This window comes from Providencia sp. PROV210 (assembly GCF_028479445.1).
GTDB classification, from domain to species: Bacteria; Pseudomonadota; Gammaproteobacteria; order Enterobacterales; family Enterobacteriaceae; genus Providencia; species Providencia rustigianii.
Genome location: NZ_JAMPNQ010000003.1, coordinates 424,445 through 439,194 on the forward strand (window position 1 = coordinate 424,445; position 14,750 = coordinate 439,194).

General features: G+C 41.8%; 16 protein-coding genes. 6 read left to right on the forward strand and 10 right to left on the reverse strand.

Annotated features, from left to right (window positions below; genetic code table 11):
• Positions 1–30 precede the first annotated feature (30 nt).
• Genes PR761_RS02465 through PR761_RS02485 form a run of 5 tightly spaced genes read right to left on the reverse strand, consistent with a single transcriptional unit; the run spans position 31 to position 3,427 of the window.
• A complete protein-coding gene (locus tag PR761_RS02465; RefSeq protein ID WP_006815335.1) occupies positions 31–840 on the reverse strand; it encodes an energy-coupling factor ABC transporter ATP-binding protein in 810 nt (269 codons plus the stop codon).
• Complete coding sequence (locus tag PR761_RS02470) at positions 827–1,669, reverse strand: energy-coupling factor ABC transporter ATP-binding protein (RefSeq protein WP_006815334.1); 843 nt, start codon at positions 1,667–1,669, stop codon at positions 827–829. Before PR761_RS02470 ends, PR761_RS02465 begins: the two co-directional genes overlap by 14 nt.
• Positions 1,660–2,364 carry an energy-coupling factor transporter transmembrane component T gene (locus PR761_RS02475; protein ID WP_039855242.1) on the reverse strand — a complete coding sequence of 235 codons (705 nt, stop codon included), beginning with the start codon at positions 2,362–2,364 and terminating at the stop codon, positions 1,660–1,662. The genes PR761_RS02470 and PR761_RS02475 overlap by 10 nt, the downstream gene beginning before the upstream one ends.
• A gap of 9 nt (positions 2,365–2,373) precedes the next feature.
• On the reverse strand, positions 2,374–2,955 hold the full coding sequence (locus PR761_RS02480; RefSeq protein WP_039855240.1) for a membrane protein: 582 nt from the start codon (positions 2,953–2,955) through the stop codon (positions 2,374–2,376).
• Between the two features lie 46 nt (positions 2,956–3,001).
• A complete protein-coding gene (locus PR761_RS02485) occupies positions 3,002–3,427 on the reverse strand; it encodes a PPC domain-containing DNA-binding protein (protein WP_006815330.1) in 426 nt (141 codons plus the stop codon).
• 383 nt (positions 3,428–3,810) lie between these two features.
• Between PR761_RS02485 and PR761_RS02490 the strand changes: the two genes are divergently transcribed.
• Positions 3,811–4,263: a DUF441 domain-containing protein gene (locus PR761_RS02490; protein ID WP_006815329.1), complete on the forward strand. Its 453-nt coding sequence runs from the start codon at positions 3,811–3,813 to the stop codon at positions 4,261–4,263.
• Positions 4,264–4,270: 7 nt separating this feature from the next.
• A complete protein-coding gene (locus PR761_RS02495) occupies positions 4,271–6,310 on the forward strand; it encodes a tRNA(Met) cytidine acetyltransferase TmcA (RefSeq protein ID WP_006815328.1) in 2,040 nt (679 codons plus the stop codon).
• Here the strand turns inward: PR761_RS02495 and PR761_RS02500 are convergent.
• On the reverse strand, positions 6,291–6,485 hold the full coding sequence (locus PR761_RS02500; protein ID WP_006815327.1) for a YpfN family protein: 195 nt from the start codon (positions 6,483–6,485) through the stop codon (positions 6,291–6,293). The genes PR761_RS02495 and PR761_RS02500 overlap by 20 nt on opposite strands.
• A 118-nt stretch (positions 6,486–6,603) precedes the next feature.
• On the opposite strand from PR761_RS02500, the gene PR761_RS02505 reads away from it, so the two are divergent.
• Positions 6,604–6,996 carry a DUF454 family protein gene (locus PR761_RS02505; protein WP_039855470.1) on the forward strand — a complete coding sequence of 131 codons (393 nt, stop codon included), beginning with the start codon at positions 6,604–6,606 and terminating at the stop codon, positions 6,994–6,996.
• Between the two features lie 51 nt (positions 6,997–7,047).
• Here PR761_RS02505 and PR761_RS02510 read toward each other — a convergent pair whose 3' ends face one another.
• The 4 genes from PR761_RS02510 to PR761_RS02525 all read right to left on the reverse strand — a co-directional run bounded on the left by PR761_RS02510 (position 7,048) and on the right by PR761_RS02525 (position 10,051).
• Positions 7,048–7,716, reverse strand: coding sequence for a M15 family metallopeptidase (locus PR761_RS02510; RefSeq protein WP_154611145.1), 669 nt, complete (start codon positions 7,714–7,716; stop codon positions 7,048–7,050).
• The gene (dapE, locus tag PR761_RS02515) at positions 7,713–8,843 is read right to left on the reverse strand and encodes a succinyl-diaminopimelate desuccinylase (RefSeq protein WP_154611144.1); all 1,131 of its coding nucleotides are present in this window, start codon (positions 8,841–8,843) and stop codon (positions 7,713–7,715) included. The genes PR761_RS02510 and dapE overlap by 4 nt, the downstream gene beginning before the upstream one ends.
• 11 nt (positions 8,844–8,854) lie before the next feature.
• Positions 8,855–9,226 (reverse strand): ArsC family reductase, encoded by a 372-nt coding sequence (locus PR761_RS02520; protein ID WP_039855238.1) that lies wholly within the window; start codon positions 9,224–9,226, stop codon positions 8,855–8,857.
• A 204-nt stretch (positions 9,227–9,430) separates the two neighbouring features.
• Positions 9,431–10,051, reverse strand: a complete 621-nt coding sequence (locus PR761_RS02525) for a LuxR C-terminal-related transcriptional regulator (RefSeq protein ID WP_154611143.1) — start codon at positions 10,049–10,051, stop codon at positions 9,431–9,433.
• Positions 10,052–10,502: 451 nt separating this feature from the next.
• Between PR761_RS02525 and maeB the strand changes: the two genes are divergently transcribed.
• From maeB to PR761_RS02540, 3 genes are all read left to right on the forward strand, one after another.
• Entirely contained in the window at positions 10,503–12,782 is a 2,280-nt protein-coding gene (maeB, locus tag PR761_RS02530) for an NADP-dependent oxaloacetate-decarboxylating malate dehydrogenase (RefSeq protein WP_039855236.1), read from the forward strand.
• A 128-nt stretch (positions 12,783–12,910) separates the two neighbouring features.
• Entirely contained in the window at positions 12,911–13,804 is an 894-nt protein-coding gene (locus PR761_RS02535; protein ID WP_050767636.1) for a ChaN family lipoprotein, read from the forward strand.
• A gap of 137 nt (positions 13,805–13,941) precedes the next feature.
• Positions 13,942–14,748, forward strand: a complete 807-nt coding sequence (locus tag PR761_RS02540) for an energy transducer TonB family protein (RefSeq protein ID WP_154611142.1) — start codon at positions 13,942–13,944, stop codon at positions 14,746–14,748.
• Positions 14,749–14,750 lie beyond the last annotated feature (2 nt).

Sequence of the window (14,750 nt, forward strand, 5' to 3'; positions counted from 1 at the left end):
AGATAGCCTGCTATGCAGGCTATTTTTTTGTCATGAGATGTGATGCCGAGCTAAAAAAGCGTCACTCCATGACTTGGCATTATTCTCAATAGGTAATTGTAGGTGTCGGCTTAGTGCCTGCAATGTGGGGGCAGGAAGTCGTGAATCGGGTTGTAACTCTGGATGGTATAAAACATCAGCAACAGCGCCATCAGCAATTAAGCAACCTTTAGATAAATGCACTGCGCGCTGAAAATTCCTAGCCACAAAATCCAAATCATGGCTGATGGCAATGACTGTAGTGCCTTGTTTACGTTGAAGCTGTAGCCAATTTTCAAAACAGCCTAGCCAATGAGCATCAAAATCGCGACTGGGTTCATCAAGAAGTAGAAGCTTTGGTGCTACCGCTGTTAAACAGGCTACAGCGACCATACGACGCTGCGCTGAATGTAAATCTAGAGGGTGCTTATCAGAAACCTCGGTAAGATGACAAATATCGAGGGCCTGTTGAAGACGCCGTTGGCTTTCTGTATGGGATAGTTTTAACCGGCGTAAGCCAAAACGGATTTCTTCTTTAACGCTGCTGTGAAATATCTGTTTTTCGGCCTCTTGAAATAAGATGCCAATCTGTTGGGCTCGTTCTACCGCGCGGTAGTGGCTGACAGATTGATGTTCGAAATTAACGTCTCCCTTTGTGGGAGATAACAATCCCGCGATTAAGCGCAAAAGTGTTGATTTTCCCGCACCATTATCGCCAACTAAAGCCAACCATTCTCCCGATTTAACCATCAATGATAATTGGCTGATTGCGTCCTCTGCGTTCGGCGTCCAGCGAAAACTAAGGTCATTAATTTGTAGCATAGTACGCTCTCATTCTTTGTAATAGTTGTTGCTCATTACGAGGAATTCCCTGATCCCAAACCCCGCTTTGAATGAGATAGCCAATAACTCGCCATGCATCAGGCATATTAATGGTACGTTGTGCAGGAAGAAAAACCTGCTCAATATCGCCTATAGCGACAGATTTTCCTTGCTCTAATAGCATGAAATTATTGCAAAAGTGGAGAGCTGGAAGTAAATGGCGTTCAAATAGAACGATACAACAGCCAGTCAATTGAGAATATTGCTTTAGTTGAGATAGCAGGCGCTCGGTTGCCGCAGGTGTTAGGCGACTAAATGCTTCATCTAACAGAAGGAGTTGAGGACGCATGGCAATGGCACAGGCTAAGACAACGCGTTGAGCCTCACCGCCAGAAAGCGTTGCAGGATGGCGGGTACGTAAACAATCACAGAAGGTTAATTCTAAAGCATGTTCGACCCGTTGCTGAATCTCTTCAGGTGATAGCCCGAGGTTTTCTGGTCCAAATGCAACTTCTTGTTCAACAGAAAAAGTGCAACCCGACAACTGTAGTTGAGGGGATTGTTGGACCCATTGTCGGTTTGCGGCTAAGTTAACGAGAGTCCCTTGGCCAATTTCTTGTGAAAGTACTAACGACGTGCCAGATAAAAGTCCGCTTAGTTGGTCAGGATACCAGCCTGCTAATAGCTGAGCGAGGGTACTTTTTCCACTCCCATTACCACCCAGAATACACAGCCAATCTCCTTGCGCTAATTGTAGGTCTAAGGGGCCAAGCAAAGGTGTTTCAGAGCCTTTAGGTGTAAAGGTCATTTGTTTAATATTTATAACCATATCGCCAAACCTCCTTCAATAAAAAGGAGGAAGAACATTCCAATACGAAGCCTTTTTTGAAAAAGGCTGTCTACTGGCGGATTTAACGTGGTTCTATTTTTCGTGTAGCGGAAAGCTCGCATATCTAGAGCCGCACTACGAACAGTGAGTTCAGATAAGGCATTACTTGCCAAAGGTAATAAAAGGGTGGGCAATGAGGTTAATCTTTGCCAAAAATTGCCATCTAGAGGAACGCCACGGGCTAACTGAGCTTCACGAATACTGGAAAGTTGCTGGCGCAATTGCTCCACTAATAATAGAGGACCCGCCAATAAGTATGCGAAGCTAGCGGGAAGTCGACTGGCAAATAATGCACGGATAAAGCGTTCAGTGGGAACATATTGTAGCCACAATTGGGATGCACTAATGATAGCTAACAAACGAAACCATAGTGCCATCGCTTTTTGTTGCTGGGTGATTGGCGGCGGTGAACCTGTCAATAGTTCACTTAACCAACCCCCATGAATCAGCCATAGTCCCGCAGCCATCGGTAGCATAATCCAGGCAATAAATTTCCAGCGGTAGAACGAGGCTGAGCGTAAAATCACTGCGGCAAATGCACCGAAAGCAATCAAGATGAGTGCCCAGCCTAGGGGCAACATGAGTGTGCTGGCACTAAACCAGAACCAGAGTGTTAATGATGTAAAAGGGTGCATGACGAACCCCTAGCGAACCTTGGCCATATTGGGGAAGCCGCGTTGGACGCGTTCAGGTAAGCGGCGCACTAACAGCCACGCGATGATGGCAGAAATAATTTTGTCAGCAATATTTGCACCTAATACGGTAATAGCAACGGATTCGAGTAAACCATCACCGATGGCATACAGATAGGCTACAAAGAAGTCAGCGCCGCTGCCAGTGGTACCCGAAAATAGATAAGTTCTGATAGGAACGGCAACAATCATGAGTGCTAAGGTAATAATAATTGCCGATAAGATCACGCGGGGCAAAGTTCGAAATCCTCCTGCACGAGCCAACAATCCTGCACTAAGACCAATCATCATCGCCACGGGTGCGAATGCGGCGGCGATCGGACTGCTGATTAATCCCCAAAGCAAGTTAGTGAGTAATCCACTGAATACAGCGACCCAAGGGCCCGCAAGTAAGGCACAAATGAGCGTACCAATTGAATCAAGAAAAATAGGCAGTTTTAGCATTGAGCTTAATTGCCCAGCAATCATATTGATTGCAATAGAAAATACGATGAGAGCCAAGGTACGGCTAGAAATAATGGACGAATTTGCCATGATAGATTGATCCCTTAGAAATAAAAATTAAACCCAATAATGAAAATTAACGTTCAGTAATCACCAACTCTTCATACCCAGAAAGTGGGCAATGCTCTCGGGTAAACTGAACGTTCTCTAATTCACCGATAACTAATTCAAGCGTGGTTCTGACAGTACAGCCGGGCATCATATGACCGCCACTCATGTGTCCATTTTCATCGGAAACAGCGAGATGAAGATGTTCCCCTTCGGCATCTAGGGTGCCAATTAAAGAAACAATTTCATATTTACCCGAGGTGAAGTGGGTATTTTCTTGTCCTGCAAAGCGTAATGCGACATCGGTTAAGCTTCCGACACAGCCAGCAATAAATGCGGCATAAAGTTGATGTTGCTTAATTTTTTGTCGCAAGGTGAGAACGACGTCCTCTCCGGGACACAAACGAAGCGCAATAAAGCGGGCGTTTGAATGGTGCGCTAAAGGTTGTGACATAGCTGCAATCCTAGCTAATAGGTTTATAGGTTTCCATAATCTATTATACGAATTGCATTAAGGCTGTCTGGAGAGTAATTTTTTTTCGAGTCTTTTTAGCTTAAATAGCTATAGCTTGAAAAATATCGACTAAAAAAATGGTTAAGGTCACTATGAATAGAATCTAGAGTGTTCTATATCCTAATTATTTAACTTAAGTTGCTATGTGCAGGGTGATTTAAAGCATAAAAATAAGTTAGTTTTAGGATAAACTGCAAATATTGCTATTTAAGTTGGTAAAATTTGCTTCTTTAAAATCAGATCAATAACATACACAGCAAATTTGTCCTATCTACATTATTTGTACTGAGTGAAAGCTGAGCACTAATTTTACAGGGGTACCCATGAGTCAAGTTGACCCAACACTGATCATTTTATTGGTTCTTGCGGGGCTGGGCATTATCAGCCATAACATGACAGTGACACTCGCAATGCTATTTCTCTTGGTTGTGCGGATCACTCCGCTTAATCATTTTTTCCCATGGGTTGAAAAATATGGTCTAACGATCGGGATTTTGATCTTAACTATTGGTGTCATGGCTCCGATTGCGAGTGGCAAAATATCAGCTCACGATGTCTTTAACTCCTTTTTAAACTGGAAGTCGTTATTGGCGATTGTCATCGGTATAGCGGTTTCTTGGCTAGGTAGCCGAGGTGTGGCATTAATGGGACATCAACCCTCAACAGTAGCTGGTTTATTGGTAGGAACGGTTATTGGTGTTGCACTATTTCGTGGGGTTCCTGTTGGGCCATTGATCGCAGCAGGGATACTCTCTCTCTTGATTGGTAAGTCATAGATTACCGATGGATATACCATTAGACGCAATTGTTCAGCAACTACAACGCAGCGGATACCGCCGTTTATTGGTGCTGTCAGGAGAAAGTGATTGGGTAGAATCACAGCTGGTACAATTCAGACAGCAATTACGTGGTGACTGGTTGTGTGTATCTGCGGATTTACCTGACAGTATTTTACCTGAAAAAGCACATTTACTGTTGGGGCGAGAATTTACTCACGCCATTTTTGATGCCCGATCAGGGTTACATTCTGAAGCACTTGCTATGCTTGCGGGAACGTTGAAAGCAGGTAGTTTATTGGTGCTATGCACGCCAGCTCAACAGCATTGGGCTCAGAAAAATGATACAGATAGCCTGCGTTGGAATGAGCAATTAGGCATTATTCCAACACCGAATTTTGTACGCCATCTTCAACGAACAGTGTTATCGTCCCCTGATGTGCTGCTTTACCAACAAAATGTTGGGTTTTCCTATCGTTCATTACCTGATAGCCCAGAATGGCATCCTCCGACGGGGGAACCAACAGTTCAACAACAGCAAATACTCCATCAATTATTATCTGCGCAACAGGGCGTTTGGGGTATTATTGCTGCCCGAGGAAGAGGAAAATCGACCGTTGCTGGAATGCTGATAAATCAATGGCAAGGCGAGTGTTGGTGCTGTGCTCCAGCTAAAGTGACGATAGGCACATTGGAATCTTTCGCTAAAAAAGCCTTAAATTTTTGGGCGCCTGACGCACTATTAAAATATTGCCAATCAGGTCAGCCTATTGATGCAGACTGGCTAATTATTGATGAAGCCGCTACGATCCCAACTCATATATTGCGCCAGCTCATTACTTATTTTCCTCGAGTGTTAATGACAACCACGGTTGATGGTTATGAAGGTACGGGGCGGGGTTTTATGGTGAAATTCTGTGATAGCGTAGATAATTTTACCTCACTAGAATTGAGTGAACCAATCCGCTTTGCACCCCATGACCCTCTAGAAAATGTGATTAATCAAGGTTTGTTACTTTGCGAGCCAACGCCAATTCCTTGGGTTGATGCTCCGGTGAGAGTCTATTCTATTAATCAACAGCAACTCACTCATAATCTAAATCAGCTTCAAGGGTTTTACGGATTACTGACTGGAGCTCATTACCGAACATCCCCGTTAGATCTACGGCGTTTATTGGATGCTCAACAGCAACACTTTGCCATTGCGAGTGTGCAAAATGGGCAGCAGCAAGCTCATATAGGCGCACTGTGGATGGTGGATGAGGGCGGATTAGATACGTCATTGAGTTGGCAAATTTGGGCTGGGCAGCGTCGACCTCGAGGTAACTTAGTCGCTCAATCACTTGCGGCTCATAGTTATTTTCCTACTGCGCCACAACTAATTTCTCGGCGGGTTATGCGTATCGCAGTAGCATCTTTATATCGTCGTAAGAAAATCGGGTACCAATTACTTCAGCAACAGATTGAGCAGGCAAATGCTGATGGGGTAGATTTCTTGTCGGTTAGCTTTGGTTTAACGCCAGAATTACTGGCATTTTGGCAATCTGCGGGTTTCCATCTGGTGCGTATTGGTAGCCATATTGAAGCTAGTAGTGGCTGTTTTACTGCAATGGCGGTACTGCCTTTATCCGCAGTTGCTGGTGAACTTTGCAATAAAGGGCAGTATTTATTGCAAAGAGATAATTTCTGGCGCACTGATTTGAATGAATTTAGTCTGAAAATATCCGCTGACCAACGCTTAATAGAGGAAGATTGGCTAGAATTGATAGGTTTTAGTGACTATCACCGTTCTGTTTCCGCGAGTTCAGCGGCGATACAGCGATATTTAAAATGGCTTCAGGGGCAGCAACATGCACTATCGACTTCTGTCCTGAGTCTTCATTTTATACAAGGTTTATCAATTGAACAGATTGTTCAAACATTAAAACTGACAGGGCAAAAGCAATGGTTAAAGCAAGCAAGAGCAGAAGTTGGGCAGTGGCTGGCAGAATATCAACCTGATCAGCTTCAAGCTCTTAAGCAGAAAGTTAACGCTTTTTGTCTTTAGGCCAGTCCTCATCCTCATCATCCCACAAGTGGTTATTGTCTTGGTGAGGTGGAATTTCAGGTTTGTCTTCTAAATATTTTTTAGGATCTAGTCGCATCATTTCTTTTACTGAATTCCAGATAATACCGACGAGTAAAAGTAAAATGATCCACCAGTAATCTGCGAGCCATTGCATATTTGCCTTCTTATATTAATCATAATACTGTGTAGAACAGCCGAAAGGTGAGTTTACAATAATGTTAGTGGAGCCATTTAACCATGTTTTGTGTTTTTACGGGAGAGCTGGGATGAATATAAAAAAAATCATATTCATTACCGTAGGATGGCTTGCTGTCGGTTTGGCTTTTTTGGGAGTTATTTTACCCGTCATGCCAACAACCTGTTTTTTATTGTTAGCGGCATGGTGCTTTTCGCGTTCTTCACCACGATTTCATAATTGGCTACTATATCGCTCATGGTTTGGTGGTTATTTACGTCATTGGCAAACCTATCGCGCTTTACCTAAAGGTGTAAAACCGAAAGCGATGGCATTGATCACGATAACTTTTACATTTTCAATTTGGGTCGTCGGGTTTTGGTGGCTAAAGATTGGATTATTTATAGGAATGTGTTGGTTACTGATCTTTATGTACCGGTTACCAGTGGTTGATGTTCCCTCGTCAGATCAGGATAAAACCGCACCGTGACGGAATTAAATTTCACTCAGCAGCATAACGCTGAGTGAAATGAAAACAGGTTTATTCAGGAATTTTTATATAGCGGTTAAAAACAGAGTCTAAATTAGCTAATAACCAGCTTTTTCCATAAATATCCTCTTCGATAAGCACTTGTCTAATTACTTCAGGTGTTAACAACTGCTCTGCCTGATGCGATAAAGGCCAGTAACTAATATGCCAAGGTTCGTAAGCCACTCCGCCATCTTTCGCGGTAAAAGGGCGATAAAAATCAAAGGTTGCCATATTTTCACTCAGCCACTCATTGAGTTCTGCTAAATAACCGCCAGCTTCGTATTCCCAAGGCTCTAATTGCAGTGTTTGCCCTGCTGGAATACGCAAAGGGTCATAAACATCAATTTCGGTTCCCCAATGATGGCGGCTTGCTCCCGGTAAAGCTGACCAATGTAAAATAGCTTCACAGCGCTCACCTTCAGTCAGAGTGGAAATATCTAAAGGTTGACTATGGGCATCAAGAACAGGGCGCTTACCTGTGAATTTCTCATTCCAAATTAACTGTTGACGGGAGAAATCTCGAAATGCGCTTGCTGACTGTAATTTAAAACCCGCTCTTGCAGCCGCTTGTTGCATGGCTAGAAAGGCTTTAGTCGCATTAAATTGTAACATGTGGTTACCACCTAATGTCACTAAATGGTCGGTGCAACGGCCTGTTAGCATGTCGATTGTGATCATAAGATCAGTAACTCCATGATGCGTTCATAAACCAGTGCTAATTTTTGTAGGTCATCAACACTGACACACTCATCCACTTTATGGATAGTGGCATTTAGTGGGCCTAGTTCAATAACGTGCGTTCCCATCTGGGCAATAAAGCGACCATCGGAGGTTCCACCACTGGTGGACAGTGATGTGGTGCGCCCCGTCAATTCTTGAATCGCTTGTACAGTGGCACTGACCAATTTACTTTCACCGGTTAAGAATGGCTGCCCAGATAAGACCCAGTCTAAATGGTAATTCAACCCATGACGGTCGAGCATTTCGGTAACGCGTTCTTTAATGATGGTATCTGTAAGTTCAGTACTGAAACGAAAATTAAATTGAACGTTAAGTTCACCAGGGATCACATTATTCGCCCCAGTGCCTGCCTGAATATTTGCAATCTGCATGCTCGTGGCTGGGAAATATTGGTTACCTTCATCCCACGTTGTGGTGACTAATTCTTGTAAAAAGTGAGTTGCTCTATGCACAGGGTTATCGGCAAGATGTGGATAGGCAACGTGCCCCTGTATTCCAATAATGGTTAAATTGGCTGTTATGGAACCACGGCGTCCATTTTTAACTATATCCCCAAGTGCAGATTGACTTGATGGTTCACCCACTAAGCAGTAATCGACAGGTTCATGACGTGCCATTAAGGCTTCCACAACTTTGACTGTACCGTGAGTTGCTTTGGCTTCTTCATCTGATGTAATTAAAAATGCAAGGCGCCCGGTATGATTAGGATGTTTTGCAACAAAACGTTCAGCAGCAACGACCATGGCAGCAATTGAACCTTTCATATCGGCTGCGCCACGGCCATGAAGATGTTGATTGATAATGACCGGAGTAAATGGTTCTGTCTTCCATTTGTTGGGGTCTCCGGCAGGTACGACATCAGTGTGGCCTGCAAATGCTAATGTTTTTCCATCTTGACCACGATAAGCCCAAAAATTAAGCGTATCGCCAAATGGCATTTTTTCAACAATAAACCCGACGTTATTTAAGCGTTCTATTAATAAGTCTTGGCAACCTTGATCATCAGGACTGATAGATGGGCGAGAAATTAATTCTTTGGCAAGTTGAATAACAGGGCAATCCATTCTATCACCTTCTATTGTGTGAATTTTTGATAATCATCGACAGAAAATCCCACTAAATAGCGGTTATCTGCGGATATTAAGATTGGACGTTTGATCATCGCTGGTTCTGCCAGTAACACTTTTTTTGCGCTAGCTGCATCAACAACCGCATTTTTTTCAGTATCACTCAGTTTACGCCACGTAGTGCCTCTTTTATTGACTAATATATCCCAGTCAATATGCTGTAAAAAGGTGGAAAGCAGTTCATCACTGATGCCATCAACACGATAGTCATGAAATTGGTAATGGATACCGTTATCTTCTAGATAGCGACGGGCTTTTTTTATGGTATCGCAGTTTTTAATCCCGTACATAACATAAGGAGAAACAGGGGTGTTGGACATGTCATTTTCCTCTGATGGCTAACAATGTGTGCCATACATAATGCTGGAAAATACAAATATGGTCTACCCCTTTGAATAGAAAAGATTAATTAAAAAACTAATTGATATAATAATTAATATTGAGACGTTAATATTCATAATACTATATGGATGATTAAATATTATTAATGGCGATTATATTAAAAAATATATTATTTAATATGATTATTTTGATCGCATGTATATTAAGCTAGCCTCTAACCTTGAACGAACACGTAATTTTTTTAAAACATTTCGAATATGGACTTTGACTGTTTCCTCTGAAATAAAAAGTAGCTGAGAGATTTCTCTGTTTTTTAATCCAGCAGCCATCTCGTGTAATATTTCACATTCTCTTCGAGTTAATGTTGAGAGTGGATCTTTTGATTGATGTCGAGTAATTAAATGTTGATATACTTTTTCACTAAAGACGTGATGCCCTTCGATGGCTTTTTTCATACTATTAATCAGCATGTCGAGTTCACTATTTTTTAATAAATAGCCTTGAGCACCGGCGTCTATTGCGGAGTAGATATCGGTTTTCATTGTAGACAGAGACAAGACTAATAGGTAACTGTTAGTGCAATGCTTGCGTAGTAACCTAATTGTTTCAAAGGTTTTATTACCATGGATTATGGTATCTATCAGAATCATTTTAGGCTGTTTTGTAGTGGCTATATTTAAAGCTTCTTTACAATTACAGACTTCATCAGTGACGTGAAAATCAGTTGCAGTATTTATCAGTTGGGATAGTCCAAACCTAATTATAGGGTGTTCATCAATGATCATAACGGTGTGATTAGACATAGAGGGTTCCTTTTTTATGTCTTGATATTTTTTAGATTAACAATTGTTAATCTAGTTTAAATTCAATTAATTTAAATTCTATGAGTTTCTAAAGTCTTAATTCAGATGTTAATTATTTTTGTATTATCATAAATAAATGAATGGATTTTATAAGTTCAAGTATTTTTAATGATTAATGGATGTTTAGAGCGTTTTAATAATACATTAATTTCGAAAGAATAATAACTAAGATAGAGAAAAATAAATTGCCTTTTAGGAATGCTATTAATAAATATTAATAGCATTCCAGCATCCGTATAGGGTTTTTACTTTAAATTTTTTAAGAAAAATGTATAGAGTTCATTGTAATTGAGAGATTTTTCTGGAAATCATAGGCATGATCATGATTTGCTAACAAGATGTGTTTATACTGTGATGGCTGTTACCTTACCAATTTTGAAAGGACTTGATGATGGATGATAAGTTAAAACAAAGTGCTCTCGATTTTCATGAGTTTCCACATCCTGGGAAAATTACTGTAGTCCCCACTAAACCTTTAACCACTCAGCGCGATCTCGCACTCGCTTATTCACCGGGTGTTGCTGTGCCTTGCCTTGAAATAGCGGAAGATCCACTGAAAGCATACCGTTATACAGCGAAAGGTAACCTTGTAGGGGTTATCTCCAATGGAACGGCTGTTCTTGGTTTAGGGAATATCGGTGCCTTGGCTGGTAAACCGGTCATGGAAGGAAAAGGGGTATTGTTTAAAAAGTTCTCTGGCATTGATGTTTTCGATATCGAAGTTGATGAAACTGACCCTGACAAATTAATTGATATTATTGCTTCACTTGAGCCAACGTTTGGCGGGATTAACTTAGAAGATATAAAAGCACCCGAGTGTTTTTATATTGAGCAAAAATTGCGTGAGCGGATGAATATTCCCGTTTTCCATGATGACCAACATGGCACTGCAATTATTTGTACCGCCGCAGTAATTAACGGATTGCGTATTGTTAAAAAAGATATTGGCGATGTGCGCTTAGTGGTATCAGGTGCAGGCGCAGCTTCAATTGCTTGCATGAATTTATTAGTTGCATTAGGTCTGAAACGCGAAAATATCACGGTATGTGACTCCAAAGGGGTTATTTACAAAGGTCGCGATGAAAAAATGGATGCGACAAAAGCGGCTTATGCGATTGACGATAATGGCCAACGTACATTAGCGGATGCCATCCCTGATGCTGATATTTTCCTTGGTTGCTCGGGACCTCGCCTTTTAACGCCAGAAATGGTGAAAACCATGGCGAAAGATCCATTAATTTTAGCTTTAGCGAACCCAGAACCAGAAATATTACCGCCGTTAGCAAAAGAAGTGCGTCCAGACGCGATAATTTGTACCGGTCGTTCAGATTATCCAAACCAAGTGAATAACGTGCTGTGCTTCCCGTTCATTTTCCGCGGTGCATTAGATGTCGGTGCAACAACGATTAACGAGGAGATGAAGCTTGCGTGTGTGTACGCGATCGCTGATTTAGCACTTGCAGAGCAAAGTGAAGAAGTTGCTTCCGCTTACGGTAACCAAGACCTATTCTTTGGTCCTGAATATATTATTCCTAAGCCGTTTGACCCTCGCCTAATTGTTAAAATTGCCCCTGCTGTTGCGAAAGCGGCAATGGATTCAGGTGTGGCAACACGCCCAATCGCAGATTTAGATGCTTATGTAGAAAAACTGAACCAGTTTGTTCATAAAACAAACTTATTCATGAAGCCAATCTTCTCCCAAGCAAAAAAAGAAGTGAAACGCATTGTATTAGCCGAAGGGGAAGAAGAGCGCGTACTGCATGCGACTCAAGAATTAGTTTCTCTCGGTTTAGCATTCCCAATTTTGATTGGTCGTCCAAGCGTTATCGAAATGCGTATTCAGAAACTGGGCTTACACATTGAGTTAGGAAAAGACTTTGAAGTCGTCAATAACGAAAATGACCCACGTTTCAAAGAGTATTGGCAAGAGTATTACCAAGTGATGAAGCGCCGTGGCGTATCTCAAGAAATGGCTCGTCGTGCCGTCATTGGTAATCCAACCATTATCGGTGGGATCATGGTACTGCGCGGTGAAGCGGATGGTATGATCTGTGGCTCTGTCGGCAGCTATAGTGAGCACTATAATATCGTCAAAGACTTGTTCGGTTTCCGCGAGGGTGTACATGCGGCAGGGGCAATGAATGCGCTGTTATTACCAACCGGAAATACATTTATTGCCGATACGTATGTGAATGAAGATCCAACGCCAGAAGAGTTAGCTGAAATCACGATTATGGCTGCTGATACTGTTCGTCGTTTTGGTATCGAACCAAAAGTCGCATTACTATCTCGTTCTAGCTTTGGCTCTTCCGATTGCAGCTCAGCACAAAAAATGCGTGATACTTTAGCGTTAGTGAAGGCTCGTGAGCCTAATCTAGAAATTGATGGTGAAATGCATGCGGATGCGGCATTGATTGAATCAATCCGTAAAGATGTGATGCCTGATAGCCCACTGAAAGGTTCGGCAAACTTGTTGATCATGCCAAATATGGAAGCTGCACGTATTAGCTATAACTTATTGCGAGTCACCAGCTCTGATGGTGTGACGGTTGGTCCAGTACTTATGGGTGTTTCAAAACCTGTTCATATTCTGACTCCAATCGCTTCTGTTCGTCGTATAGTTAACATGGTTGCGTTAGCGGCAATTGAGGCGCAAACAAATCCACTTTAATGATTGATTAATAATCAAATCATAATATAAAGGCTTCCATTATTCGTAATGGGAGTCTTTTTTATTTGAAAATGATTCTCATTATCTGTATTTTTAATGACTTCAAAATTAAAAATATGGAAAAGATAATGATATCAGCAAGTTCTTTGAATTTATTCAGTAAAAAGTCTTCATTTCTTGGTTTGGGAATGTTACTTCTTTTCAGTTTCACACAGCTAGGATGTACAGCGGCTAAACCAAAATCTGCATTTCAATTGGCTCCGGAACTGACTCAGACGGGTAAAATTATTGATTTAGCATCAGGGCAGCCAATAACACCTCAGCAACTGATACAGCAACTTGCCGAATCATCTCGGGTCGTGGTTGGTGAGAAACACGACAATATTCACCATCACCACATAGAACAATGGCTTGCTCAAGAGTTACCCAAGGTTCGCCCTCAAGGTGCGGTATTGTTAGAGATGTTCACTCCAAATCAACAAGCAAAAGTGAGCAATGTACAAAAGCAGATGCAGGGTAACCCATATATTCGAGATGAAAAATTACAAGAAGTATTGCATTGGAATAGTGGTTGGCCATGGGAGCAATACGGAGAGTTAGTTAAATATTTGCTCACCCAGCCTTATCCTGTCTTAGCGGCAAACCTCAACCCAGATGAAATTAAGACAGCGTACAATAATCCACCAACACTCAGTGGTAATCATTCAACTCAGCCAATTGTCCAAGAACTGATCCTTGCCACCATTAAGCGCTCCCATGGGGGAGAAGTCGATGATGACCAAGCTAATAAAATGAAAGTGATCCAGCAATTACGTGATAGAGCCATGGCGCAAAGTTTATTAAATGCACCTGAACCTGCGCTCTTATTTGCTGGTGGATATCATGCCACAAGGGCTATTGGTGTCCCTCTGCATGTGCAAGATTTAGCACCTAATGAGCCTTTGAAGGTATTGATTATTTCTGAAGAAGGAGAGGAAATTGACCATTTACATGCTGATTATGTGTGGTACACACCTAAATAATTGAGGTCCCTCATTAATTCAATGATTTTAAAAAGGTTAATTTTGTGAAGTAATTGGCATAATTATTAATAAATAATTTCCATTCGCATTCGTTATTAATTATCATTTGCATTTTTGTGAATATACGTAAGATAAACATGAGCACAATAACGTTTGAAAGTGGATATGTGAATCGAGCCACCAGAGTGGGAATATGGCTCATATTGGCAATAGCTTTGCACATTGCCATTGTGGGCTTATTTATTTGGAACACTCACAATGTGCGCTGGGACGAATCATTACCTGCGCCATCGGTGGTAATGGAGCTCTCTATCGAAGCACAGGCTGAAAAATTAACCGAAGTGAATATCGGGCAAGTTCAGGAGCTTTCCGTTGCGAGTGAATCCCATCAAGCCCAAGCGGAAGAGGTGGATCTCCCGGCATTACCGAAGAATGACCAAGCAGAAGTTTTGGTGACGCAGACGGTCAATAAAAAACCAAAACCTGAGGTTAAAAAACAAAAGCGTGAACAGCAACCGACAGAAGAAAAGGTACAAACGACAGATTCGAAAGCTCATGATGCACCTGTAACGAGTGATGCAGCAGCGCCTTTACAGAGTCATCAAATTGCTGCGGAATTTAATAGCCAATCTCAATCTGAAGATGATGCAAGGAAACAGTGGGAAGCACAGGTGCTGGGAAAATTGAATAAATATAAGCGCTACCCAGAAGATGCGGGACGTCGAAGTCGAGTGGGTAAACCCGTGGTTATTTTTACGGTCGATCCTCAAGGAATATTACTCGATAGCGAGTTAATGACATCTTCAGGAACACGTTCTTTAGATAGGGAAGCACAGCAAGTTTTATCAAGAGCGGCGCCATTACCACTTCCACCGTCAGAAATATTAAAAAATGGTCGGGTGACGGTCAGAATGCCTATTGATTTTACTCTTAATGAAAAATAGAT